This window comes from Nocardiopsis camelliae (assembly GCF_028993595.1).
GTDB classification, from domain to species: domain Bacteria; phylum Actinomycetota; class Actinomycetes; order Streptosporangiales; family Streptosporangiaceae; genus Nocardiopsis; species Nocardiopsis dassonvillei.
The window spans coordinates 2,545,565-2,570,038 of record NZ_CP118614.1 but is presented as its reverse complement, the minus strand read 5'-3'; the positions used below and the strand labels follow the sequence as shown (position 1 = coordinate 2,570,038).

Genomic DNA, 24,474 nt, shown 5'->3' with positions numbered 1-24,474 from the left:
CGGGCCGGGGACCGTCGTTGCTCTGCGGCGCCTTCGTGCTCAGGCCCGGTCGGGCGCGAACACGACAGCGGGCGCGGTGTCGGTGTCGGGTTCGGGGACCACGGCGTCGAAGCGCGCCGGCTCGCCCGGCCGGGTGTGCGCGACCGTGCGGCCGGACGCCCGGTGGACCAGCGCGCCCGCGCGCGAGGACGTGAAGACCCCGCTCAGCCGCCGCCCTCCCGGCTCGGGCGCGCCCCAGCGGGGCTCCTCGCTCCAGAAGCCGTCGGGGGTCACCTCGGCCACCGGCCCCGTGCCGGTGCCGAAACCGAACTCGACGGCGAGGGAGGTGGACTGCCCCGGTCCGAGCCCGGTGAGCGGACCCAGCGCCTCGACCTCGGTGACGCGGTCCACCGGGCACAGCCCGCCCAGGTGCTCCAGGGGCCGGTCCACGGGGCATTCGAGCCACACCTCGGCCCGGGAGCCGCCGTCGGGGTACTCGGCCCCCTCCCGCACGGCGAAGCGCTGGGTGAGGGTGCCCTCGGCGCCCACGTCGGCCAGCCACCCGGAGGCCGTGGGGAAGCCGACCTTGCCGACCACGTCCTGGAGGGGGACCCGCACCACGGAGGGCGTGTGCTCCACCACCCGGGGGCGGCCGTTGCCCGCGACGAGCGGAACCGTGTGCGGGCCCGGGCCGCTGACGCCCACGTAGACCCCGCGTGCTCCGCCCGGTCCGCCGGGCCCGTCCTGCTGCCCGTCGGTCCCACCAGAGTCACCGGACCCGCTCGGCCCGCCGGTCCCACCAGTCTCGCCGGGGCCGCCGTCGAGCTGGGTGACGTTCCACAGCGCCCACCGGCGCGCGGTGCCCGAGACGTTGACCGCCTCCAGGTCCAGCCGGTAGGCGGCGCTGTCGGGCGCCAGGGTCAGGCGGCGGGTGAGCCGCAGCCCCGAGCGCGGGTCGTCCCCGCTGGTGAGGGTGAGCACGGCGGAGCCGTCGGGGTCGGTGGAGGTCTCGGCGGTGTAGGGGCCCGAGTCCAGGACGGAGTCGGGCGGCCCCGCCCACTCGTCGGGTCCGTCCCACCCCTGGGGCGCGGGCCAGGTCTTGTCGCCGCCGACGTTGTTCCACGCGCTCATGGGTCCGTCCACCGGCCCCAGGACCACGCCCTCCACCGGCTGGAGATCGTCGCCCAGCAGGCGGGGGTTGCGGTACAGGTGCTCGCGGCCGCGGTGGCGCACCGACAGGAGCCGCCCGCCCAGCGCGGGGGCGGCGGTCAGCCGCAGCACGCCGTTGTCCAGGACCACGAGTTCGTGCGCCCCGGAGGCGTCGCGCCGCACCTCGACGGGGCGGCTCACCGCTCGGCTCCGTTGACCAGGCACACCTTGCCCCGGCTCTCGCCCGCGGCCAGGCGGTAGGCGGCGTCGGCGTCGGCGAGGTCGAAGCGGTCGGAGACCACCTGTTCCGGGGACAGGCCCCACCGCACCAGGTTCACCGACAGCTCCGCCATGGCGGGCAGCGAGGTCACCCAGGAGGCGTACAGGGTGAGCTGCTTGTGCAGGAGGGTGTCCGACACCTCGGTCTCCAGGGTGCCGCCCTCGCCGACGAGGGAGACGCGGCCCCACTCGGCGGCGTTCTCCAGGACCAGGGAGCGGCCCGGGCGCGACCCGGAGCAGTCGATGGCCGTGGCCGCGCCCCGGCCGGAGGTGACCCGGGCGATCTCGTCAGTCGCCTCCTCGGGCGAGGCCAGAGCGTCGAAGACGTCCAGGCCGGCGGCCCACTCGCGGCGGCGCTGGTTGGGCTCCACCCCGATCACACGGGCCGCGCCCATGCCGCGGCCGATCATCCCGGCCGCGAGCCCCACCGGGCCCAGGCCCACGACGAGCAGGTCGCCGTCGCCGTTGACCCCGATGCGCCGCAGCCCCTCGTAGGCGGTACCGAACCCGCAGGCGATGAGCGCGCCGTCCACGAAGGACAGCTCGTCGGGCAGGGGGACGCAGGTGGACTCCTGCGCCAGCAGGTACTCGGCGTGGCCCCCGTCGCGCTGCCAGCCGTAGGCCGCCCGGGAGGGGTCCGTGCAGCTGATCATGAAGCCGCGGCGGCAGTTGTCGCACAGCCCGCACCCGGCGATGTGGTACACGATGACCCGGTCGCCGGGACCGAACCTGCGGCACCCCGGCCCGGCCTGCACGACCGTGCCCGAGGGCTCGTGGCCCGCGACGACGCCCTGGTAGGCGGGGCCCTCGACCCCCCGGTGCGTCTTGTGCTCGTGGTAGATGAAGCCGATGTCGCTGCCGCAGATGCCCGACGCGCCGACCCGGATCAGCACCTGTCCGGGACCCGGCTCGGGCACGGGCAGGGTGTCCAGGACCGCGGTCGAGTCCCCGGGCAGGCGCACCCCGCGCATGGTCTCGGGGAGTGCGGTGGCGGCGGCCGTGGTGTTCATGACTGTGTTTCCCCCGTTCGGAGCGGCTAGGCGAGGCGGTTGGCCGCGCTGCGCCTGCTGATGACGACGTTGATCAGGACGGCGCCCACGATGATGAGGCCGCGCACCACGTCCTGGAAGAAGGAGTTGACGCCGAGCAGCACCAGGCCGTTGGCGATGACGGTGATGAAGACGACCCCGAGGAAGGTACCGCCGAGCGAGCCGCGTCCGCCGGCCAGGGCGGTACCGCCGATGACCACGGCGGCGATCACGTCGAACTCCAGCCCCGCGGCGGCGCCGCCGTTGCCCGAGCCCAGGCGTGCGGCGAGCAGCACGCCGGTGATGGCGGAGAGCAGGCCGGTGGTGGCGAACAGCAGCACGCGCACCCGGGCCACGTTGAGCCCGGCCAGCTGCGCGGCGGCGGCGTTGCCGCCGGTGGCGTAGACGGAGCGGCCGTAGGCGGTGTACTTGGCGACGTAGGCGAAGACCGCGAAGAGCACGAGCATGACCAGCGCGGCGGTGGGGATGCCCAGGACGGAGCCGCCGAGCACGTCGAGCAGGCCGCTCTCGGGCAGCGGCACGGGGAGCGCGTCGGTCATGTAGAGCGCCAGGCCGCCCAGGACGCTCCACAGCCCCAGCGTGGTGATGAAGGAGGGCACGTTGAACCGGGCCCGGAGCCATCCGGCGAGGGCGCCCCACAGCACGCCCATGGCCAGGGTGAGCATGATGGCGCCGATCACGCCCAGGTTCCACTCGGTGGCGCCCTTGGCGACGATGACCGAGGCGAAGGCGACGGCCGGGCCGATGCTGATGTCGATCTCCCCGGCGATGATCACCAGGGTGACGCCCCAGGCCGCGATGCCGATCGTGGCGGCGTTGCGCAGCAGGCCGAGCTGGTTGTCCAGGCTCAGGAACCCGGAGGCGGAGAGCCCGAGGACGACGTAGAGGATCAGGATGGCGGCCAGGAGGCCGATCTCGTTGAGGCGGTGGCCGTAGCGGCCGATGAGGTCGCCGCGGGCGGGGACCGCCTCGCCGGTGACCTTGGTGGTGGTGGTCATTGCTCTACCTCGCCGTTCACGCCGCCATCGCGGCGGCCATGATGTTGTCCAGGGTGATGTCGTCGCCGGTGAACTCGCCTTGCAGGCGTCCTCCGCGCAGGGCGAGCACGCGGTCGCACACGAGCGGCAGTTCCTCCAGTTCGCTGGAGACGAAGAGGACCGCGGCCCCCTGCTCGGCCAGCTCGCGCACGATGGCGTAGATCTGGGCCTTGGCCTCGACGTCCACGCCCCGGGTGGGCTCGTCCAGCAGCAGGATGCGGCTCCCGGCGTGCAGCCAGCGGCCGATGACGGCCTTCTGCTGGTTGCCGCCGCTGAGGTTGACGATGGGGGTGTCGGTCGCGGCGGCCTTGATCGAGAGCCGGTCGATGAGGTCCCGGCCGATGCCCGAGACGCGGGAGGGGAGCACGGTCCCCGCCTTGGAGGCGCCGCCGAACCAGGTCATGACCATGTTCTCGGAGACGCCCAGGAGGGGGACGACGCCCTCTCCCTTGCGGTCCTCGGGGGTGATGCCCACGCCCAGGCGCTTCATCGCGCGGGGGGTGGGGCGGGCCACCGGCGAGCCGTCCACCTCCACGGTTCCCCGGGAGGGGGTGAAGCCCGCCAGCGCGCGCAGGATCTCGGTCCGGCCCGAGCCCATGAGTCCGCCCAGGCCCAGGACCTCGCCGGGGCGCAGGTCGAAGGAGACGCCGTCGACCTTGGGCGGGACCGCCAGGTCGCGGACCGACAGGAGCGGTGTTCCGGAGGCGGCGGCGCGGCGCACCGGCCTGTTCTCCTCCTTGGCCTCGCCTCCGAGCATGAGGGAGACGATGTGCCGGGTGGTGGCGCCGCGGACCGGCGTGGTCTCCACGACGGCGCCGTCGCGCATGACGGTGACCGTGTCGGCGACCCGGCGGATCTCGTCCAGGCGGTGGCTGACGTAGATGACGCCGACGCCTCGGGAGGCGACGCGTTCGACGGCCTTGAGGACGGTCTCGGCCTCACCGGCGGCGAGCGCGCTGGTGGGCTCGTCGAGGATGAGCAGGCGCGGGCGGGCGCGGAAGGCCCGCGCGATCTCCACGAGCTGCTGCTGGGCCAGGGGCAGTTCGCCCACCCGGGTGCCGGGGGCGATGTCGACGCCGAGTTCGGCGAAGACCTCCTCGGCCCCGGCCCTGATCCGGCCGTAGTCGATGCGCCCGGCGGCCTTGGGCCAGGTGCCGAGGTAGAGGTTCTCGGCCGCCGACAGCTCCGGGACCAGGCTGAGCTCCTGGTAGACGGTGCCCACGCCGAGCTTGGCCGCCCGGCGGATGCCGCCCTGGCCGAGCGGCTGGCCGCCGATCTCGATCTCGCCCTCGTCGGGCGCCTCCACGCCGGACAGCAGGCGGATCAGGGTGGACTTTCCGGCGCCGTTGCGTCCGAGCAGCGCGCGGACCTCTCCGGCGCGGATCTCGAAGTCGGCGCGGTCCAGCGCCCGGACGCCGGGGTAGCTCTTGGTCGCGCCGCGGACGCGGGCCACGACGTCGGTGTCGGCCGGTGGCGCGGCGGAGGTGTCGCTCATGGGTACTCCACAGGTGGGACGAAGGGGGCGGACGTGCTGGGACGGCCGGTCTAGGGGATGCCGTCCGGGTGCTCCTCCAGCCACTCCTCGCCGTCCTCGGGCGTGGTGTAGAGGTCGATGGGCGCCTCGGTGACGAACTCCTCGGGCGCCTCGCCCGCGATGATGCGCTCGACGGTCTCCCCGGCCAGCAGGCCGACCGCGATTCCGGAGATGTCGACGTTGGCCTTGAGGATGCGGTGGTCGGACAGCGCGCGTGCCGCGTCGGTGGACATGTCGCTGCCGAAGACCACGACCTCCCCGGCCAGGCCGCGGTTGGTGACGGCGCGGACCGCGCCCATGGTGGCGCCGCCCGCCTCCCCGTAGAAGGCGTCGAGGTCGGGGTGGGCGGTGAGCAGGCGCTCGCCCACGTTGACGGCCTCGTCGATGGTGGCGCCCTCCTGGTTGGCGACGATCCGGGCGTCGGGCAGGCGGGCGAAGAGCGCCTCCTCGAAGCCCTCGCGGCGCTGCACGCAGACCTCGACGAACTCGCAGTTGAGGACGCCGATCCGGGGGTCCTCGACTCCCTCGTCCTCGAAGTGGTCGGCGGCGGCGTCGCCGAGCAGGCGGCCGAACTCGTGGGGGTCGCCCAGGATGTAGGAGGTCACGTACTCCTTGGCGGCCTCGTCCTCGATGCAGGTGTTGTAGCAGATCACCGGGATCCCGCTCTCGTGCGCCAGGCGCACGGCGGGGACCGAGGCGGTGGCCGAGACGGGGGACAGCACCAGGGCGTCGACGTCGGCCGAGGAGACGACGTCCACGAAGGTGCTCTCCTCGGAGGCGTCGCCGCGGGCGTTGAGCTCCAGGAGCTGGAGTTCGCGGCCGGAGTCCTCGGCGTAGTTCTGCATGCCCTCGCGGACTCCGGCGTAGAAGCCCTGCGCGTCCATGTAGACGACGCCGATGCGGCCGTCCTCGCCGAGCCTGGCGCCGCATCCGGCGAGCAGCAGCACGCACAGGGCGGCGGTGAGAGCGGCGAGCGCGCGGCCCGGGGGGCGCGGCGGTCGTCTGCCCATGGGGTCCTCCTTGGCGTAGGGCGTACGCGCTCACCTGCGCGGACGCCTTCCTCAACTGCAGGAGAGCATGCCAGAGTGACTCAGGTAACGTCAAGAATAAATAGTAATTAATTATTTTTAGGGTGGCGCGGGGCACACCAATCCCCTGCGGACAGGGCGTTGCGGCCGCCTGGAGGAGGGCACGGCGGCGAAGGGGCGGCGATGCGGAGCGAGCCCGGGGACGGGTGCGCGGACGGGGACGGACGCGGCCGCGCGGGAGCGGGTCGGCAACGACCACGGAGGGGCACGAAAGCACCCGGCGTTATCCCGGCGCCGGGCCGGGTAGCGGGCCGGGACGGAGGACGACCTGGCCCGGAGCGGCCCTCGGCGGGGACATCCGGCGCGGCCGGGGCGGACCGGCAGCCCCGCGCGCGTTCGGTCCCCACGCCGACCACAGCTACCGAACAAACTCCGGGCGCTCACTTAGAGTGAGCAAGCCACTACCGCACGCACGGGGGACGAAGACGACATGACACACGACCTTCCCGACGACCGCGGCAGCGACCCGGGTTCCTTCGACGAGTTCCTGGCGCGCTTCTTGGGGGCCCGGGGACCGGTCCGCCGCGTGGACCTGTCCAAGCTGATGAGCCCCGAGGCCCAGCAGGTGGCAGACGCCGCGGTGCGCCGCGCCCTGGAGGCCGGCAGCGCCGACGTCGACGCGGTCCACCTGCTGTGGGCCCTGCTGCGCTACCCGCCCACGCGGGAGATGGTGCAGAACAGCGGCTCCGACACCCAGCAGATCATCGACGTGATCGACCAGGCGGTGTCGCAGACCCCGAGGTCGGTGCGCGGGTCCGCCCGGCTCACCCCCGCCGCCAAGCGCGCCCTCCTCGACGCCCTCCAGATCGCCCGCGCCACGGGCAGCTCCAGCATCACTCCCGAACACCTGCTCTTCGCGCTGGCGGTCAACACCGACAGCGCCGTCGGCCAGCTCCTGCGCGGTTCGGGGATCACCCCGCAGTCGCTCCAGAAGGCCGCCGGGGCGCCGCCCGCCGCCGACCAGGGCGAGGGCGAGCCCTCCGCCACCCCGACCCTGGACGAGTACGGCACCGACATGACCGGGCTGGCCCGCGAGGGCCGCCTGGACCCGGTGGTCGGCCGCGACGACGAGGTCGAGCAGTGCATCGAGGTGCTCGCCCGGCGGCGCAAGAACAACCCGGTGCTCATCGGCGACCCGGGCGTGGGCAAGACCGCGATCGTGGAGGGCATCGCCCAGCGCATCTTCGACGAGGACGTCCCCGAGACCCTGCTCGGGCGCCGCCTGGTCCAGCTCGACCTGGCCGGGGTGGTGGCGGGCACGCGCTACCGGGGCGACTTCGAGGAGCGCCTGAACGCCATCGTGGACGAGATCCGCGCCCAGTCCGACCAGCTGCTCGTCTTCATCGACGAGATCCACACCATCGTCGGCGCGGGCGCCGCCGAGGGGTCCATGAACGCCGGGAACATGCTCAAGCCCGCACTGGCCCGCGGCGAACTGCACATCATCGGCGCGACCACCGTGGACGAGTACCGCAAGAACATCGAGAAGGACGCGGCCCTGGAGCGCCGCTTCCAGCCGATCCAGGTGCCCGAGCCCTCGGTGGAGGACACCGTCGAGATCCTGCGCGGGCTGCGCGACCGCTACGAGGCCCACCACCAGGTGCGGTTCGCCGACGAGAGCCTGGTGGCGGCGGCCGAGCTGTCGGACCGCTACGTCACCGACCGCTTCCTGCCCGACAAGGCCATCGACCTCATCGACCAGGCGGGCGCGCGGGTGCGCCTGCGCCTGAAGTCCTCCAGCTCCGGGCTGCGTGAGCTGGAGGGCAGGCTCAAGAACCTGGAGGAGGAGAAGGAGAAGGCGGTCCAGCAGGAGGACTACGAGCGCGCCTCGGCGCTGCGCGACGAGATCGCCGCCGCCCGGGGCTCGATCCACCAGGCGCGCGGAACCGGTTCGTCGGTTCCCGAGGTGACCAGCGCCGACATCGCCGAGGTGGTCTCCCGCAGCACCGGCATCCCGGTCTCCCAGCTGACCCAGGAGGAGCGGGACCGGCTGGTCAACCTGGAGGAGGTGCTGCACGAGCGGGTGATCGGCCAGGACGAGGCGGTCACGGCCGTCTCGGAGGCGATCCGCCGCTCGCGGGCCGGTCTGGGCGATCCCGACCGGCCGGTGGGCAGCTTCCTGTTCCTGGGACCGACCGGCGTGGGCAAGACGGAGCTGGCGCGGGCGCTGGCCGAGGCCCTCTTCGGCTCCGAGGACTCCATGGTCCGCATCGACATGAGCGAGTTCCAGGAACGGCACACCGCCAGCCGCCTGACCGGGGCACCCCCGGGGTTCGTGGGCTACGAGGAGGCGGGCCAGCTCACCGAGGCGGTGCGCCGCCACCCGTACTCGGTGCTGCTGCTGGACGAGGTGGAGAAGGCCCACCCGGACGTGTTCAACCTGCTGCTCCAGCTGCTGGACGACGGCCGCCTGACCGACGGGCAGGGGCGGACCGTGGACTTTCGCAACACGGTGGTCATCATGACCAGCAACCTGGGGTCGGAGGCGATCACCGGGGGCGCGCCGATGGGCTTCACCGCCGACGGCCAGATGGACCCCGACACCGAGCAGCGGGTGATGCGGCGGCTGCGCGAGGAGTTCCGTCCCGAGTTCATCAACCGCATCGACGAGGTCATCGTCTTCAAGCAGCTCGGCGAGGAGCAGCTGGGCCGGATCACCCGGCTGCTGCTGGAGCGCACCGAGGAGCGGCTCAAGGCGCAGGACATCACCGTGCGGTTCACCGACGAGGCGGTGGGGTGGCTGTCCGAGCGCGGCTACCAGCCCGCCTACGGCGCCCGGCCGCTGGCGCGCACCATCCAGCGCAACGTCGGCAACAGGCTGTCGCGCATGGTGCTGGACCAGCAGCTCGTGGCGGGCGACCACGTGCTGGTGGACGTGGACGAGCAGGGTGAGCTGCGCATCTCCACCGTGCAGTCGTACTGACGGAGGGGACCGCCGCGCCGGGCGGGGCCTGAGCGGGCTCTTCACTGCCGGACGACGGCCCCGGGGAGCCGGTCCGCGATCCGGCTCCGATGGCGGCTTCCGCCGGAAACGACGGGGTGGGGCCCCCCCCCCCCGGGGGGGGGGGCCCCCGCGGGGGGGGGGGGGGGGGGGGGGGGGGGGGGTTCCGGCCGCGACCGCGGTTTCAGGTGTCGGGTTCGGGGTCGGTGTCGGGGTCGACCGCTGATCCCAGGTCGGTCAGCCAGGCCAGGTGGCCTATCAGGGCCGTGCGTCCGACCGGGGTCAGACGGAACCAGGTCTTGGGTCGGCGCCCGACCGCTCCCTTGCGCACCTCCAGCAGTCCGGCGTCCTCCAGGGTGCGGCTGTGCTTGGAGACCATCGGGTCGCTGACGCCGAGCAGACTGCGCACGGTGGCGAAGTCGACCCAGTTCGCGCTCTGCAACAGCGCGCACATCGCCAGGCGCGGCCCGGTCTCCAGGATCGGTTGGCGTCCGGCCGCGCCGCCCTGGGGGGCGCCGCCGGGGTGGTGCAGCGCGGTCACGGGGTGGCCCGTCCGTTCTCGATGCTGCGGCGCATGGCCGAGCGGACCAGCATCTGTCCGGCGAGCACGAGGGCGGCCACGGGCACCAGCGCGGCGAGCGCGAAGCCGGTCATGCCCTGGTCGACCAGGAGGGTGATGCCGATGTACCCCACGCCCGTGATGGCCAGGGCGGCGATCCACATCAGGCGGGCGCCGGGGTAGGAGAAGACGTAGCGCGGCATGTACACGCCGCTGCGTCGGCGCTGGATGACCGAGTAGACGGTGGCGATCACGACCACGCCGAGGATGGCCCACTGGAAGTAGGGGCCGCTGCCGGGCAGGAGGGCCGACCAGATCGGCAGTCCGGCGATGAGCACGCTCGCGGCGGCGAGGAAGACCCAGAAGGCGGTGGGCGGGTCGGTGTGGTCGGCGAGCCTGCGGCGGGCGTCGGCGACCTGGTCGAGCTCGGGATTGCTGTTCATGTCATCTCCTCTTTCGCATCTACTTTCTACATGGAAAGTAGATACCAAGGATCGGATCCTGTCAAACACCGCTGAGGCCGCAAAGAAGGCCCCTGACGCGTGTTCGCCCCGCTGACATGAGGAAACGCGCCGACCGCAGATGGCCGACGCGTGTCGGGGCAGGGCCCGTCGCGGTCGCCTCCGGCAGCCCACGACAGGTTTGGAGAGCGCGGGGGCGGGCCTCCCGGCCCGCCCCCGCGCGTCGGTCAACAGGAGCCGAGGTCCCTCCAGACGCCCCACTCACCCGTGGTGCCGGGTTCCTCCCCCTGCGTCCACCACTGGGCCCGGTACAGGCGTCCGCCGTGGCTGACCTGGTCGCCGCCGGTGTACACCTCTCCCGAGGACCAGGCCGGGGTCTCGCACGCGTCCGGGTCGGTGGGATCGGTGGGATCGGTCGGGTCGGTGGGGTCGGTCGGGGCGACCCCGCTCTCGCGGATGCGGTCGCGGATCCACTCCCCCGCGGGCTTGAGCGACTCGGTCCCGGTCCAGGGGCCGTCAGCGGCGCAGGTGCCCGTCTCGAACACCGCGCCGGAGCGGAAGTCGTCGGAGAAGTTCCAGTTCACCCAGCTGATCTGCTCCTCGGCCAGGAGGTCGAGGTAGGCCTGGGCCGAGGCGAAGTCGTTGGGTCCGTCGCCGGTGGCCTCCTGCGTGCCGAACTCGGTGACGAACAGCGGCAGGTCCCGCGCCGCGGCCCGCAGGCCCTCCCGGTGGAAGTCGTCGTGCGTGGCGGCGTAGAAGTGGAAGACGTACATGATGTTGTCGGCGTCCACCGGGTCGGCGGTGATCTCGGTGTGGTCGGAGCCCTCGGACAGGCCGAGGGAGGACCAGCCGCGGGTGCCGACGAGCACGACGGCCTCGGGGTCCCCGGCGCGCACGACCGGGATGATCTCCTCCGCGTAGCCGCGGATCGCGTCCCAGGAGACCCCGTGGGGCTCGTTGGCGATCTCGTACAGGACGTTGTCCTTGTCGGCGTGGACGGAGGCGATCTCGGAGAAGAAGGTGCGCGCCATGTCGGTGTTGTGGTTCGGGTCGCCGGGCGTGAGCATGTGCCAGTCGACGATGACGTACATGCCGCGCGCGGTGCCCTCCTCGATCAGCTCGTGGACCCGGTCGGTGAAGCCGCGCGGGTCGGTCTCGTAGCCGCCCTCCTGGATGTACATGGACACGCGCAGGACGTCGGCGTTCCAGTCGTGGGCGAGCGCGTCCAGGGAGCCGTCGGTGAGGCAGTCGCTGTACCACTGGAGGCCGTGGGAGCTCATCCCGGTGAGCTGGACGGTCTCGCCGTTCTCGTCGCAGAGCTTGAGGCCGCAGACCCGCAGCTGGCCGTGGGTCTCGACGGGGCCGGCGGCGGCCCGGACCGGCGCCTCGGCCGCCGACGAGGCGGGGGCGGCGGGGGCGGCCGCGGCCGGGCCCTGCGCGGCGACGAGCGCGAGGGGTGCGAGCAGGAGCGCGCCCGCGAGGGCGGTGCGGACGGGGGCGGGTCGCCGTCGGGCGGGGGCGGGGGTTTGCGCCACTGTGGTTCCTCCAGCAGGTGGCGGCCCGGTGCCGCCCGGGCGGGCGGTCCGGACCGGAAGGAGTCTTTCCCGTGCAACCTAGGCCGACCGTCACGCACGGGACAATCCCCCTGACGCCACGGATTCGCTTTCGTGCACACCTGCATCGGGCATCTCCCACCATCGCCGCCGGTTCGGCCCGGATCCGTACACGCATGCGCTGGAGAGCACGGCGCCGTGCAACGAGTACGGATTCCGACGGTCTCCGCGCACGTGTGCGCGGCGGAAAACAACCCCGGTGGAACGGACGGAAGCACTTACTCCCCCGCGCGCACGCGTGCGCGCGGGGCGTCCGGTGCGTGTTCCCCCGGTCAACGCCCCGCCGGGCGGCTCCGTCCGCTGACGCGTCAGGCGGACCCGCCCGGCGGCGCACGCGGGCCGGGCGACGCCTCTCCGCGCACGGCGAACCCGTGGGGCGCGCGGGTCACCTGCGGTGCGCGCCCCACGGTCCTATCCGCGCGGAGGCCCGGCGGGTGTCTCAGGCGGGTTCGGGCTGGGGCTCCGGTCCCGGCGGTTCGGGGAGCGGTCCCGGGCCGGGCGGTTCCGGCTCGGGCACGGGCTCGGGCGGGGAGGGAGGCGGCATCGGGGTCGGAGGGAACGGGTCCGGAGGCATCGGCCCCGGTTCGCGCAGGGTGCCGTCACGGGTACGGGTGTGCATCTGTCCTCCTCACGGGCGCGGCCCGCGGACTACGCCGCCCGCGCGCCGCACCGCTGGTCAGGCCCCGGCCCGCAGCCGGGGCAGAACCTCCTCCGCGTAGAACGCGAAGAAGCCGTCCTGGTCGTCGCCCACCTGGCAGACGTAGACCTCGTCCACACCGGCCTCCAGGTACGGGCGGATCGCCGCCACGTGCACCTCCGGGTCGGGTCCGCAGGCGATCTCCTCCGCCACCATGTCCTCCGTGACCAGGCCCCGGGTGAGCTGTTCGAAGTGACGGGGCAGCGGCAGCAGCTGGGGCGCCTCCCCCGCCAGCGCCTCGTTGGGCCAGCGCTCGTGCGCCACCCGCCGGGCCTCGGCCCCGCTCGGCGCCCAGCAGACCTTGAGCCCGCCCTGGACGGGCTTGCCGTCACCTCCCCAGGAGCGGAAGTTCTCGACCGTCTCGTCGTTGGGCGCCACCTGGATCAGGCCGTCGGCCTCCCTGGCCGCGAGCCCCGTGGCCTTGGGGCCGAACGCCGACATGTAGATCCTCGGCGGCTCCTCGGGCAGCGTGTACAGGCGCGCGGTGTCCACCTCGTAGTGGCGGCCCCGGTGGGTGACGAGCTTGCCGGTCCACAGCTTGCGCATCACCTCCATGGCCTCCTCCAGCATCTCCAGACGCCGGGCAGCGGGCGGCCAGGGCTGGCCGAGGATGTGCTCGTTGAGCGCCTCGCCGGTGCCCACGCCCAGGGTGAACCCGCCCCGGACCATCGACGCGGCGGTCGCCGCGGCCTGCGCGACCACCGCCGGGTGCACACGCGTGGTCGGGCAGGTCACCGCCGTGGTGACCGGCAGGGACGTCACCTGCCCGATGGCGCCGACCACCGACCACACGAAGGGGCTCTGCCCCTGCGCGTCCAGCCAGGGGTGGTAGTGGTCGGAGATCCACAGGGAGTCGAACCCGGCCTCCTCGGCGGCCCGCGCCTGGCGGACCAGTTCCCGGGGCCCGTGCTCCTCGCTGGCGAGAAAGTATCCGAAACGCGTCACGTCGTGTTCCCCCGATTCGCGGTCGCGGGCCGCCGTCCGCCGCGGCGGCCTCCGGTCAGCGGCCGGGTCCGCCCGGCCCCGGCCCGGGTTCCTCCGGTCCGTCGGCGTCCGGCCCTTGGTCCCCGGACGCGCCGCCGCCCTCGTCGTCCCTCTGGTTGAGGCGCCCGCTCGCGCGCTCGTTGAGCGCCGTGGGCAGCTTCAGCACCCGGTTGACCGCGGTGTCGTCCGCCTCGCGCCCGGGCTTGTGCTCCACCGGTCCGCCGGGGTCCGGCAGGACCCGGTCCATGACGCGCATGGCGCCCTGGACGAAGGAGGGGCACAACCCCCGCGCGGCGATGGCTGCCCGGGCCAGCGGTGTGAGCACCAGGTAGCTGCGTCCCCGCGCGGCCGCCTCCACGATCCGGCGCGCCGCGCGCTCCGCGCTCACCGAGACCAGGGGCAGCCCGGCGCCCAGGGAGAACCAGGTGTACTCGTGTTCGGGATCCCCGGAGAAGACGGCGGCCTTGTGGGAGCCGGTGCGCATCAGCCCCGGGACCACCGTGGTGGTCCGCACGCCCCGGCGCGCGACCTCCGCCCCCAGCCCCTCGGAGAGGCCGACCTCGGCGAACTTGGCGCAGGAGTAGGGCAGCAGGTGCGGCACGCTCAGGTGGCCGCCGATCGAGGTGATGGTGACCAGGGAGCCGCGGGTGCGCTCCAGCGGGCCGATCGCGGCCCGGGAGATGCGCAGCGGCGCCCAGAACATGGTCTCCATGGCGTCGCGGAAGTGCTCCTCCGAGAGCGTCTCGTGCGGCCCCACCTGGATGATGCCCGCGTTGTTGACGACGAAGTCCAGGTGGCCGAAGGCCGCGGTGGCCTCCTCGACCAGGCCCTCGGCGCACTCGGGGTCGCGGACGTCGCACCGGACGCCGCGCGCCCGCACGCCCCGCCGCTCCAGGTCGGCCACCGCCCGGTCGATCTCGTCCTGTTCGCGGGCGCAGATCACGACGGACGCGCCGCGCTGGCCGAACTCGCGTGCCAGCTGGAGGCCGAGCCCGCGCGAGCCGCCGGTGATGAGCGCGACCCTGCCGTCCAGCAGGGCGGGGCGCCGCGGACCGGCCAGCGCCGCCGCCCCCAGACCGAGGGCGACACCGGCCGCCATCCAGGGGACCGTCCCGCCGCGTCGGCGGCGCCGCGGTTCGGGTTCGTCCCACCGGTCACGCCTGCCCCGGAGTCGGGACGCCGCCCAGCCCGCACCGGCCAGGACCAGGGGCGCCCTGCCGCGGATCACCGGCCGCCCCGTCCGCCGTGGCCGCGGGCCGGGCCCGCGGTGGATGCCAGCGCCATGTCACTCCCTGTGCGTCGGAGAAGAGCGTTCCAGGGGGATGTGGGTGTACGGCTACCCGAGGCGGCGGAGCGAAAACGGCCGGTGGCCGCGCTCCGGTCCGCCTCCCCGGGCCGGGTTCCCGTCAGCGGCGGCGGGGACGGCGGGCACCGCCGCGGACACGGGAGCGGTGTTGCGCGCCCCCGTGCCCCGGCGGGGCCGGGGACCGCCTCACTGGCCGCCGGGCCGGTAGTCGCCCTTGGGTTTGGCGGGCTGGTTGGGGACGCCGTTCGGCGGCGGGCTGAACGCGGGAGCGGCCGTGTCCTCGCTCACCGGTGAACCGCCGGCGGGCGGACCCGGGCGCTCGGGCTGGAAGTCCTGCGAGCCCCCGGAGGGTTCGGCTCCCTGCTCCAGCTCCATCAGGCGGTGCTCCAGGATCTCCAGGACGTTGATCCGGTTGGCGTGTTCGGACTCGTAGTGGATGAGCTGGCGCATCTGGTCGGCGTCGAGCGAGCGGACACGGTGCTGGAGGGTCCCCAGCGGAAGGCCCTCGTAGCCCTCGATCGGGGGCTGGGTCTCATGGTGCATCGACGTTCACTCCCTCTTCTGTCGGTACGGAACCGGGGTGGCAGGCGTACGGGCTACCCGTGAGCCCCCGCGCGAAACCGCAGGTGGCCGTGGCGGGGACGGGTTCCGGCCCCCGGTAGCGGGGCTCCTCGGCACGCGCGGGGGCCGGGGGGACGGTCGTGGCCGACGCGGCTCCGGCCGCCCCGAACCGCCGACGCGGGGGCGCTGTTGGTGCGCCCGCCCCGCGCGCTGTACTCTCCGCACGCCGGTCGGCCCGCCCCCGCGCGACGGCCAGGCGCACAGCCACACGAGGGAGAGATGCCATGACCTACGTCGCCGCCCCGGAGCGGTACGAGACGATGCCCTACCGGCGGTGCGGACGCAGCGGGCTGCGGCTGCCCTCCCTGTCCCTGGGGCTGTGGCACAACTTCGGCCACGAGCGCGCCATCGGTGACCAGAGCGCCGTCCTGCTGCGCGCGTTCGACCTGGGAGTGACCCACTTCGACCTGGCCAACAACTACGGTCCCCCGCCCGGCTCGGCGGAGGAGAACTTCGGCCGGGTCATGACCCGGGACCTGCGCCGCTACCGCGACGAGATCGTGGTCTCGACCAAGGCCGGGTACCTGATGTGGCCCGGCCCCTACGGCGAGTGGGGCTCGCGCAAGTACCTGCTGTCCAGCCTGGACCAGAGCCTGGAGCGCATGGGCCTGGAGTACGTGGACGTGTTCTATCACCACCGGCCCGACCCCGACACCCCGCTGGAGGAGTCCATGGGGGCGCTGGACACGGCCGTGCGCCAGGGCAAGGCCCTGTACGCGGGCGTGTCCAACTACTCGCCCGAGCAGACGCGCGAGGCAGCGGCGATCCTGCGCGACCTGGGCACGCCGATGCTCATCCACCAGCCCTCCTACTCGATGTTCAACCGGTGGGTGGAGGACGGGCTGCTCGACGTGCTCGACGAGGTCGGCGCGGGCTCCATCGCCTACTCCCCGCTCGCGCAGGGGCTGCTGACCGACCGCTACCTCCACGGAGTGCCGGAGGGTTCGCGGGCGGCCGGGAGCAGCCCGTTCCTGAACGCCGAGGGCATCACCGAGGAGGTGCTGGAGCGGGTGCGCGGGCTCGACGCGATCGCCCGGCGGCGCGGGCAGTCGCTGGCGCAGATGGCGCTGGCCTGGGTGCTGCGCGGCGGCCGGGTGACCTCCGCGGTCATCGGCGCGAGCAGCGTCGCGCAACTGGAGGACAACGTGGCGGCGGTCGCCAACCTGGAGTTCGACGCCGGGGAGCTGGCCGAGATCGACCGGTACGCCCCCCGCACGCGCTGACCTCCCCCGCCGCACCACCGGCCCCGCCGCGGACTTGCGACCGTCCGCGGCGGGGCCGACGTGTGCGCGCCGCTCGCCGTCGCGGCGCGACGACCAGCGCTTCCGCGGCGTGAGGCGCGACACGCCCGCGTTTGGAGCACACGGCACGGGTTAGGCGCATGCGTATGCATCCCCGCTCGGAAGAGCACCAGAAGAGGAAGGCGGTGCGGGTAGCCGTGAAGAACGTGTTCGTGGTCGGCCTGGACGAGCACAACCTGGAGATCCTGCGCAGGACCCCCACAGGTCGGCACTGTGAATTCCACCAGCTGCTGGGCCTGGACGAACTCCAGGTCGGCGAGATCGACATCCAGGAACTCCTGGCCAAGGCGGAGGGGATCCTGGACGACTTCGACGGGAGCGTCGACGCGATCGTGGGCTACTGGGACTTCCCGGTGACCCTGTTCGTGCCCATCCTCTGCTCCCGCCGCGGCCTCCCCTCGTCCTCCCTGGAGTCCTTCGTCAAGTGTGAGCACAAGTACTGGAGCAGGCTGGAGCAGCAGAAGGTCATCGACGAGTACCCGGCCTTCGGCCTGGTCGAGCTGTCCGAGGACGACCCGACTCCCCCCGAGAGCCCGGCGTACCCGATGTGGCTCAAGCCGGTGAAGTCCGCCTCCTCCGAGCTGGCCTACAAGGTCGGCGACGACGAGGCGTTCCAGCAGGCGGTGTCCCTGCTCCGCGACGGCGTCGACCGCATCGGCCGCCCCTTCGAGCAGATCCTGGAGATGGTGGACCTGCCTCCCGAGATCTCCTCCGTGGGCGGGCGCACGGCCCTCGCCGAGGCCGCGATGCAGGGCGTGCAGGCGGCCGTCGAGGGCTACGTGTACAAGGGCGAGATCGTGGTCTACGGCGCCCTGGACTCGGTCGACTACCCGGGCAGCTCGGTGTTCCTGCGCCACCAGTACCCCTCCGGCCTCCCCGACCACGTGTCCCGGTGGATGGCCGAGGTGGCCGTCAAGGTCATCGGACAGGTCGGGATGGACAACTCCACGTTCAGCGTCGAGTTCTTCTACGACCCCGTGGAGGAGAAGCTGGGCCTGCTGGAGGTGAACACGCGCCACTCCCAGTCCCACGCCGAGCTCTTCGAGCTGGTGGACGGGGTCGCCAACCACGAGCGCATGCTGCGGCTGGGCTTCGGGCAGGACCCCGCCCTGGACGAGGACGCCCGGGGCGAGTACCGGGTGGCCGCGGAGTGGTACCACCGCCGCTTCGAGGACGGCGTCGCCGCGCGCGTGCCCACCCCCGAGGAGGTGTCCGCGCTGGAGGAGTCCCTGCCCGGTGTGAGGATCGAGATCGTGCCCGAGCAGGGGCAGCGGCTCTCGGACATGACCGCCCAGGACAGCTACAGCTACGAGCTCGCCAAGATCACCATCGGCGCCGAGGACGAGACCGAGATGCGCGCCAAGTACGAGCGCTGCGTGGACGAGCTCGTATTCGAGTTCGAGGACGAGCACGGAACGAAGGACAAGCTGGCCGAACACTAGGAGGGGCCCCGGTCCATGCACGTGGTCAACAACCTGCCCAACGCCGTCCAGGAGGACGAGCACCTGTGGATACCGATGTCGGACGGTGTGCACCTGGCCGCCAGGGTGTGGCGGGCGACCTCCTCCGACGTGTCCCCCGTCCCCGCGGTCCTGGAGTACATCCCCTACCGCAGACGCGACCTGACGTCGGTGCGCGACTCCATGCACCACCCCTACATCGCGGGGCACGGCTACGCCTGCGTCCGCGTGGACCTGCGGGGCACCGGTGACTCCGAGGGCGTGCTCACCGACGAGTACCTGGAGCGCGAGCAGCTGGACGCCGAGGAGGTGCTGGCCTGGCTGGCCGAGCAGCCCTGGTGCAACGGGAAGACCAGCATGATGGGGCTGTCCTGGGGAGGGTTCGCCGCGCTCCAGGTGGCGGCCCGCCAGCCCCCGAGTCTGGGCGCGATCGTCATCAGCTCCTTCACCGACGACCGGTACGGCGACGACTTCCACTACATGGGCGGTTGTCTGCTGTCGGACAACCTCGCCGAGGCGGGGACGATGTTCTCCGCGGGCACCTGTCCGCCGGACCCGGTGACCGTCGGCGACGACTGGCGGCGGATGTGGCACGAGAGGCTGGAGGCCACCGAACCGTGGGTCCTGGAGTGGCTGCGCCACCAGCGGCGCGACGACTACTGGCGGCACGCGTCGGTGAGCGAGGACTACTCCGAGGTGCGCTGCCCGGTGCTGGCCTCCAGTGGGTGGGCGGACGGCTACTCCAACGCCGTCTTCCGGCTGCTGGAGAACCTGGAGGCGCCCAGCCGGGGGCTGATCGGCCCCTGGTCGCACCGCTACCCGCACATGGGAGCCCCCGGCCCGGCGATCGGCTACCTCCAGGAGGTCGTGCGCTGGCTGGACCGCTGGCTCAAGGGCAGGGAGAACGGCGTCGACGAGGGCCCGTCCCTGTGGGCGTGGATGCAGGACAGCGTGCCCCCCTCCACCGCCTACACCGAGCGCCCCGGCCGGTGGGTGCGCGAGGACGAGTGGCCCTCGCCGAACGTGGAGTACCGCGGGTACCCGCTGGCCAGGTACCGGATCGGCCGCCCCGGCGAGGAGGTGCACTCGGAGTCGCTGACCGTGCGGTCGCCGCTGACCGTGGGCCAGTTCGCGGGCAAGTGGGCCTCCTACAACGCCCCGCCGGACCTGCCCTACGACCAGCGCGAGGAGGACGGCGGTTCCCTGGTCTTCGACAGCGACGTGCTGTCGGAGGACGTGGAGATCCTGGGCGCCGCCGAGGTGGAGCTGGACGTGTCGGTCACCGAACCGGTGGCCATGGTCGCCGCCCGACTGGTGGACGTCGCACCGGACGGCAGCGCCACGCGGGTGACCTACGGGCTGCTCAACCTCACCCACCGCGACAGCCACGAGCGCCCCGAGAAGCTCGAACCCGGTGAGATCTACCGGGTGAAGGTGACGATGAACGGTGTCGCGCAGGGGTTCCCGGTGGGGCACCGCATCCGGCTGTCGCTGTCCACCTCCTACTGGCCGCTGGCCTGGCCGCCGCCCAAGCCCGCCCTGCTGACCGTGCACCCGGAGGAGAGCAGGCTGCTGCTGCCGGTCCGTCCGCGCTCGGAGGCCGACGATCCGCACCCGGAGCCCTTCGGGGAGCCGGAGGGCTCGCCGGAGATCTCCACCACGCGCCGGGAGAAGCCCGACCACAGCTGGACCGTCTACAGGGACCTGGTGGACACCCGGTCGGCCCTGGAGATCGTCAAGGACGGCGGCATCCTGCACTTCGACGACATCGACCTGGACGTCGGTCGGCGCGCCTACGAGTACTACGAGTCGGTGGCGGGCGACTTCACGTCCGCGCGCGGTGAGTCGACGTGGACGATGCGCTTCGCGCGGGACGGGTGGCGGACCCGGACCGAGACCCACACGTCGCTGGAGTGCACCGAGACCGAGTTCCGGGTGTACGCGACGCTGGACGCGTTCGAGAACGACGAGCGGGTCTTCTCCCGGCAGTGGACCGAGACGCTGCCCCGGGACCACCTGTGATCCGCGGCCGGTGACCCGCGGCCGTTCGCGGTCGGGGAACGGCGGGCGCCCCGGTCCGGTGCGGACCGGGGCGCCCGTGTGCGCGGGGGGCGTCCCGGCCCGAAGCGGCCGGGTCGGGGACCGAACGGCGCACGGCGACCCCGCAAGACACAGAAGTCCCATGCGTCCCCGTTCGGACACGCCCGGACCGGGGCAGGGGACGGAGTAGAACCTGGAACCGGCAGGTGAGCGGCCGAGGCGGAGAAAACCGGGTCCGGAAGGCCCGCACCCCACCCGGGCAGGGAACACGGGAACCGGATCACCGGCACCCACGAGGGCCGCGGGATCCGCGGGAGGCATGAGAGCCGCGGGGGCCGGTGCGGGGCCGGGACCGGAACCGCGGGGGCCCGAAGCCGAGAACAGCGATCCACCCGAGCGAACCGATCAAGGGGGACGGTCTCGATGCCCACAGAACACCAGGAGGCGCACCGGCGACAGGGAGCGCACCCGCCACAGGACGCGGGCTCCCGGCCGGAGGCGGAACTCCGGCGGGGGGCGCGCCGCCCCACCGCCGCGGAGGCGGCGCGCGTGCTGTCCTCGGTTCTGCTGCCCAACCTGGCGCGGGGCGTGATCGTACGCCGCCCGCTGATGACGGGCCTGGTCGCCGGTCTGGACGCCGACCGCAAGGCGGTCTCGCTCCTGCGGGGCCTGCGCGAGCGCCACGGTGACGACCCGCTGCCGCTGCGCCTGGCGGGGCGGCGGCTCGCCCTGGTCCTGTCCCCGGAGGACGTGGGCCGACTCCTGCGGGAGACGCCCGAACCCTTCTCCCCCGGCGGCGTGGAGAAGCACGGCGCGCTCTCCCACTTCCAACCGCACGGGGTGCTGGTCTCCGACCACGACGCCCGCCCCGGGCGCCGCGCGGCCAACGTCGCCGCCCTGGTGCCGGGCCAGACGATCCACCCCGACGGGGACGTCGTCGCCGGGCAGGCGGACGACGAGGCGCTGGCGCTCAGACTGGCCCTGCGCGGCGGGGAGGTCCTGGACTGGCGCAGGTTCGCCGACTCCTTCCACGCCATGGCCCGACGGGTGGTCTTCGGCTCGTTCGCCGCGGAGGACCGCCGCACGACCGAACTCCTGCACGCCCTGCGCTCGCGCGCGAACTGGGCCTACGCGGCGCCGACCGACCACGCGTCGAGGGAGGAGTTCCTCGGGCGGGTGCGCGCCAGCATCGAACGCGCCGAACCGGGCAGCCTCGCCGCCCGCCTGGTCGCGGGAGCGGTCGCCGCGAAGTCGGCCGCCGGGTGTCCCCACGGCGGGGGCGGAGAGAGCGGGCGGGACCGCGGGGCGACGGCTCCCGGCGGGAGCGGGCCCGGCGGGGAGGGCCAAGGCGCGGACGTACACCCGGAGGACCAGGTGGCGCACTGGCTGTTCGCCTTCGACGCGGCCGCCGTCGCCGCGTTCCGCTCCCTGGCGCTGCTGACCTCGCTCAGCCCCGGCGCCCACGCGGCCCGCGAGGAGGCGGACGGTCGCGAAGGGCTCGACCTGCCGCTGCTGCGGGCGACGGTGCGCGAGTCGGTGCGGCTGTGGCCGACCACGCTCATGGTGATCCGGGAGAGCACGCGGGAGACGGCCTGGCGGCAGGAGGTGTTCGAGGCGGGGACGGCCTTCCTCATCGCGAGTTCCTACTTCCACCGCGACTCCTCCCGGCTTCCGTACGCGGACGCGTTCGAGCCGGAGGTCTGGCTCGACGGGCGCGCCGAGGCGGAGCCGGGGATCGTGCCCTTCAGCTACGGCCCCGCCGGGTGCGCGGCGCGCGACCTGGTGCCGCTGACGGTGTCGCTGTTCCTGCGCGCCCTGCTCCGGGGCCGGAACCTGACCCGCGTGGACGCGGGCGGGCCGCTGCCCGCGTCGGGGCTTCCCGCCTCACTGAACCACTTCGCACTGCGGTTCACGCTCTGAAGGTCCCGGTCCGGGCCCGTCCCGGGTCCGGACCGGAAACGTTCGAGGAGGAGTCATGAGCGTCGTCGAACAGATGCTGGACACCCGTTCCGGCCGCCGGGGCGACGGGGTCGAGGAGAAGGTGCGGGCCTGCATCGAGGCCTGCGGGGCGTGCGCTCAGGCGTGCGTGCTGTGCGCGGACTCCTGCCTGGCCGAACGGGCGGTGGCCGACCTGGTCGCCTGCGTGCGCCTGGACCTGGACTGCGCCGACGTGTGCGAGTCCACCCAGCGGGTGCTCTCGCGCCGGACCGGGGAGGACGACACCCTCGTCCGGGCGCTGGTCAAGGCGTGCGCGGAGGCCTGCCGCCTGTGCGGCGAGGAGTGCGACCGGCACGCCGCCCGGCATGAGCACTGCTGGGTGTGCGCCGAGGCGTGCCGCCGCTGCGAGTCCGCGTGCCGTGAGCTTCTCGCGGCCCTGTGAGGGCCGCGCCCCCAGGTGAAGGAGGAAGGCGATGGAGTGGGCGACACCCGGCGCGCTGTTCGGAATCCTGATGGCCCTCGTGATCCCGATCGGGGTGATATTCCTCGTGCTGTGGATCATCCGCAGGGACACGATCCGCAAGCAGGAGGCCGTGCGCTCGCCGGACTACTGGAAGGAGCGGCCCGAGGGCAGGCGGTACCCGACCGGCTGGGACAGGGGCAGCATGCCGGGTCTGGGGACCGCCCGGCCCGGGGAGGGGACCACAGGAGCCTCGTCCGGTGAGGACTGGAAGCCGCCGCCCGAGGGCGGGGACCCGCCGGACCGCGGGGCCGTGCCTCCGGACGACGACTGGCGGCCGCCGCCCGCGGGGCGGTGACCCGGAGGCCGCGGCGGCCACACGGCCGGGCCCGGGTCCGGGTCCGGTCGGCGGAACCCCGTCCCGGACCGGGCCCGCGCTCGGCGGACGGGCTCAGACCCGGTCGGCGGGGAAGCCGCCGGTGGCGACCGGGCCCCACCGCTTCGGGGTGACGCGGACGAGGGACTTGCCCTGGCGGCGCATGGCCTCGCGGTACTCGTCCCAGTCGGGGTGCTCGCCGGAGATCACGCGGAAGTACTCGACCAGGGGTTCGACCGCGTCCTCCCCGTCGATGACCTCGGCCTCGCCGTCGACCTGGACCCAGGCGCCGTCGAAGTCGTCGGACAGGACCAGGACGCTGACCCGGGGGTCGCGCCGGGCGTTGCGGGTCTTGGCGCGCTCGGGGTAGGTGGAGACCACGATCCGGCCCTGGGTGTCGACGCCGCAGGTCACCGGGGAGGCCTGGGGCCCGCCGTCGGCGCGGCGGGTGATGAGGAGCGCGTGGTGGCGGGGACGCACGAACTCCAGCAGGCCGTCGAGGTCGACACGGGTGTTGGTGGCGATCGAAGGGCTCATCTTCTCGCTTTCGCTGTTCGCGGGTCCGCGCGCGCCTCGCGCGGACCGGGACAGCGTATCCGCCTGTGGGCGGGGTCGGGCGGGGCCGACGCGCGGTCCCGGACGGGGCCTCGGGTCAGTCGCGGCCGGAGTCGGAGCGGTCGCGGTCGGACGGGTTGTACAGAGCCAGGAACTCCCTGCTGCGCCGCCGGTGGAGGAGCCGCGCCGGGAGCATGAGGCACGGGATCAGGACACAGACCAGGGCGATCGTCCCCAGCAGGGAGCGCGGAAAGTCCAGTGTCCCACCGGAGGGCAGCGCGAGGGCGCCCAGGGCGCAGACGGCCGCGACGAGGGCCGCCACCGCCACCGGGGTCTTCACGGAGGGGGCGTTGAGCATCTGTTCGGCCTGGAGGGCGGCAACACGGTTGGCTGCGGGGTCGGCGCCGGGTCGGCCGAGGATCAGCCGGTCCGTGGCGGCGCGCAGGGTCTCGGGGACGATGGCGGCCTGCACCGCCGGGTCCTGGGACACCTGCGGACGCGGCGGAGTGGCGAACAGGGCCATGAACGAGCCGAAGAACGTGCCGACGAGAACCCCGAACAGGAGCGAGGCCCACGGGCCGGATCCGAGCCACAGGACGTCGGCCAGGCCCATCGCGAACCCGAAAACCAGGCCCTGCTGGACGCCGAAGAGGACCTTCCTGCCGCGGTCACTGCGGTTGGCGCGCAGACGCAGGAGGGTGAACGGGTCCCGCGGTTCGGGAGCGGCGTGCGCGGAGGGGTCGCCCATGCGGGGAGCCTATCCGTTCGCCGCGCGGAAGGGCCGGTCCCGGAGCCGCCGTCGGTCGGTGCGGTCCCGGGACCGTGGCCGGTTCACTCCGTGCCGAAGTCCTCGCGGCTGAGGTCCTGCTCCTCCATCCTGTCCTGGAGCTCGGCCTCCAGTTCTCCTCGGGTGTCCGGCTCGCGGGCGTCGTCGCTGTGGTCGGCGTCGACGACCTGGTCGGTGTCCGTGGTCTTGGACCTGGACTCCTCCGGAACGCTCATGTCCGGTCTCCTCCCTGTCGGATGACTGGCCCGCCCCTACCCGAG

The 24,474-nt window shown here is 73.4% G+C and carries 21 protein-coding genes; 7 read left to right on the top strand and 14 right to left on the bottom strand.

What is annotated here, in order from left to right; translation table 11 throughout:
• Positions 1-39: 39 nt before the first annotated feature.
• The 5 genes from PV789_RS11220 to PV789_RS11200 are packed head-to-tail and all read right to left on the bottom strand — an operon-like array spanning position 40 to position 6,037.
• The gene (locus PV789_RS11220) at positions 40-1,329 is read right to left on the bottom strand and encodes a hypothetical protein (RefSeq protein ID WP_274977357.1); all 1,290 of its coding nucleotides are present in this window, start codon (positions 1,327-1,329) and stop codon (positions 40-42) included.
• On the bottom strand, positions 1,326-2,417 hold the full coding sequence (locus PV789_RS11215) for a zinc-dependent alcohol dehydrogenase family protein (protein WP_274977356.1): 1,092 nt from the start codon (positions 2,415-2,417) through the stop codon (positions 1,326-1,328). Before PV789_RS11215 ends, PV789_RS11220 begins: the two co-directional genes overlap by 4 nt.
• 26 nt (positions 2,418-2,443) lie before the next feature.
• On the bottom strand, positions 2,444-3,454 hold the full coding sequence (locus tag PV789_RS11210; protein WP_274977355.1) for an ABC transporter permease: 1,011 nt from the start codon (positions 3,452-3,454) through the stop codon (positions 2,444-2,446).
• Between the two features lie 16 nt (positions 3,455-3,470).
• The gene (locus tag PV789_RS11205; RefSeq protein ID WP_274977354.1) at positions 3,471-4,988 is read right to left on the bottom strand and encodes a sugar ABC transporter ATP-binding protein; all 1,518 of its coding nucleotides are present in this window, start codon (positions 4,986-4,988) and stop codon (positions 3,471-3,473) included.
• Positions 4,989-5,038: 50 nt separating this feature from the next.
• Positions 5,039-6,037, bottom strand: coding sequence for a substrate-binding domain-containing protein (locus tag PV789_RS11200; protein WP_274977353.1), 999 nt, complete (start codon positions 6,035-6,037; stop codon positions 5,039-5,041).
• A 508-nt stretch (positions 6,038-6,545) separates the two neighbouring features.
• Here PV789_RS11200 and PV789_RS11195 point away from each other — a divergent pair.
• Positions 6,546-9,038: an ATP-dependent Clp protease ATP-binding subunit gene (locus PV789_RS11195; protein ID WP_274977352.1), complete on the top strand. Its 2,493-nt coding sequence runs from the start codon at positions 6,546-6,548 to the stop codon at positions 9,036-9,038.
• Between the two features lie 202 nt (positions 9,039-9,240).
• Here PV789_RS11195 and PV789_RS11190 read toward each other — a convergent pair whose 3' ends face one another.
• The 6 genes from PV789_RS11190 to PV789_RS11165 all read right to left on the bottom strand — a co-directional run bounded on the left by PV789_RS11190 (position 9,241) and on the right by PV789_RS11165 (position 15,219).
• On the bottom strand, positions 9,241-9,597 hold the full coding sequence (locus PV789_RS11190) for a transcriptional regulator (RefSeq protein ID WP_274977351.1): 357 nt from the start codon (positions 9,595-9,597) through the stop codon (positions 9,241-9,243).
• Complete coding sequence (locus tag PV789_RS11185) at positions 9,594-10,058, bottom strand: hypothetical protein (protein WP_274977350.1); 465 nt, start codon at positions 10,056-10,058, stop codon at positions 9,594-9,596. Before PV789_RS11185 ends, PV789_RS11190 begins: the two co-directional genes overlap by 4 nt.
• Positions 10,059-10,303: 245 nt before the next feature.
• A complete protein-coding gene (locus PV789_RS11180; protein WP_274977349.1) occupies positions 10,304-11,611 on the bottom strand; it encodes a cellulase family glycosylhydrolase in 1,308 nt (435 codons plus the stop codon).
• A 754-nt stretch (positions 11,612-12,365) separates the two neighbouring features.
• Entirely contained in the window at positions 12,366-13,331 is a 966-nt protein-coding gene (locus tag PV789_RS11175) for a TIGR03557 family F420-dependent LLM class oxidoreductase (RefSeq protein WP_274977348.1), read from the bottom strand.
• Positions 13,332-13,386: 55 nt separating this feature from the next.
• Positions 13,387-14,598: an SDR family NAD(P)-dependent oxidoreductase gene (locus tag PV789_RS11170; protein ID WP_274977347.1), complete on the bottom strand. Its 1,212-nt coding sequence runs from the start codon at positions 14,596-14,598 to the stop codon at positions 13,387-13,389.
• A gap of 264 nt (positions 14,599-14,862) precedes the next feature.
• On the bottom strand, positions 14,863-15,219 hold the full coding sequence (locus PV789_RS11165; RefSeq protein WP_274977346.1) for a DUF8129 domain-containing protein: 357 nt from the start codon (positions 15,217-15,219) through the stop codon (positions 14,863-14,865).
• A gap of 302 nt (positions 15,220-15,521) precedes the next feature.
• Between PV789_RS11165 and mgrA the strand changes: the two genes are divergently transcribed.
• The 6 genes from mgrA to PV789_RS11135 all read left to right on the top strand — a co-directional run bounded on the left by mgrA (position 15,522) and on the right by PV789_RS11135 (position 22,854).
• A complete protein-coding gene (gene mgrA, locus PV789_RS11160; protein WP_274977345.1) occupies positions 15,522-16,520 on the top strand; it encodes an L-glyceraldehyde 3-phosphate reductase in 999 nt (332 codons plus the stop codon).
• 203 nt (positions 16,521-16,723) lie between these two features.
• Positions 16,724-18,040, top strand: a complete 1,317-nt coding sequence (locus PV789_RS11155) for an ATP-binding protein (RefSeq protein ID WP_274977344.1) — start codon at positions 16,724-16,726, stop codon at positions 18,038-18,040.
• 15 nt (positions 18,041-18,055) lie between these two features.
• The gene (locus PV789_RS11150; protein ID WP_274977343.1) at positions 18,056-20,080 is read left to right on the top strand and encodes a CocE/NonD family hydrolase; all 2,025 of its coding nucleotides are present in this window, start codon (positions 18,056-18,058) and stop codon (positions 20,078-20,080) included.
• Positions 20,081-20,521: 441 nt separating this feature from the next.
• Positions 20,522-22,018 (top strand): cytochrome P450, encoded by a 1,497-nt coding sequence (locus tag PV789_RS11145; protein WP_274977342.1) that lies wholly within the window; start codon positions 20,522-20,524, stop codon positions 22,016-22,018.
• 55 nt (positions 22,019-22,073) lie between these two features.
• Positions 22,074-22,478 carry a four-helix bundle copper-binding protein gene (locus PV789_RS11140; RefSeq protein WP_274977341.1) on the top strand — a complete coding sequence of 135 codons (405 nt, stop codon included), beginning with the start codon at positions 22,074-22,076 and terminating at the stop codon, positions 22,476-22,478.
• A 31-nt stretch (positions 22,479-22,509) separates the two neighbouring features.
• On the top strand, positions 22,510-22,854 hold the full coding sequence (locus PV789_RS11135; RefSeq protein ID WP_274977340.1) for a hypothetical protein: 345 nt from the start codon (positions 22,510-22,512) through the stop codon (positions 22,852-22,854).
• Positions 22,855-22,947: 93 nt separating this feature from the next.
• On the opposite strand, the gene PV789_RS11130 is transcribed toward PV789_RS11135, so the two are convergent.
• From PV789_RS11130 to PV789_RS11120, 3 genes are all read right to left on the bottom strand, one after another.
• Positions 22,948-23,409: a PPOX class F420-dependent oxidoreductase gene (locus PV789_RS11130; protein ID WP_248769840.1), complete on the bottom strand. Its 462-nt coding sequence runs from the start codon at positions 23,407-23,409 to the stop codon at positions 22,948-22,950.
• 115 nt (positions 23,410-23,524) lie between these two features.
• Positions 23,525-24,175: a hypothetical protein gene (locus PV789_RS11125; RefSeq protein ID WP_274977339.1), complete on the bottom strand. Its 651-nt coding sequence runs from the start codon at positions 24,173-24,175 to the stop codon at positions 23,525-23,527.
• Between the two features lie 83 nt (positions 24,176-24,258).
• Positions 24,259-24,429 (bottom strand): hypothetical protein, encoded by a 171-nt coding sequence (locus PV789_RS11120; RefSeq protein WP_274977338.1) that lies wholly within the window; start codon positions 24,427-24,429, stop codon positions 24,259-24,261.
• Between the last annotated feature and the right edge of the window lie 45 nt (positions 24,430-24,474).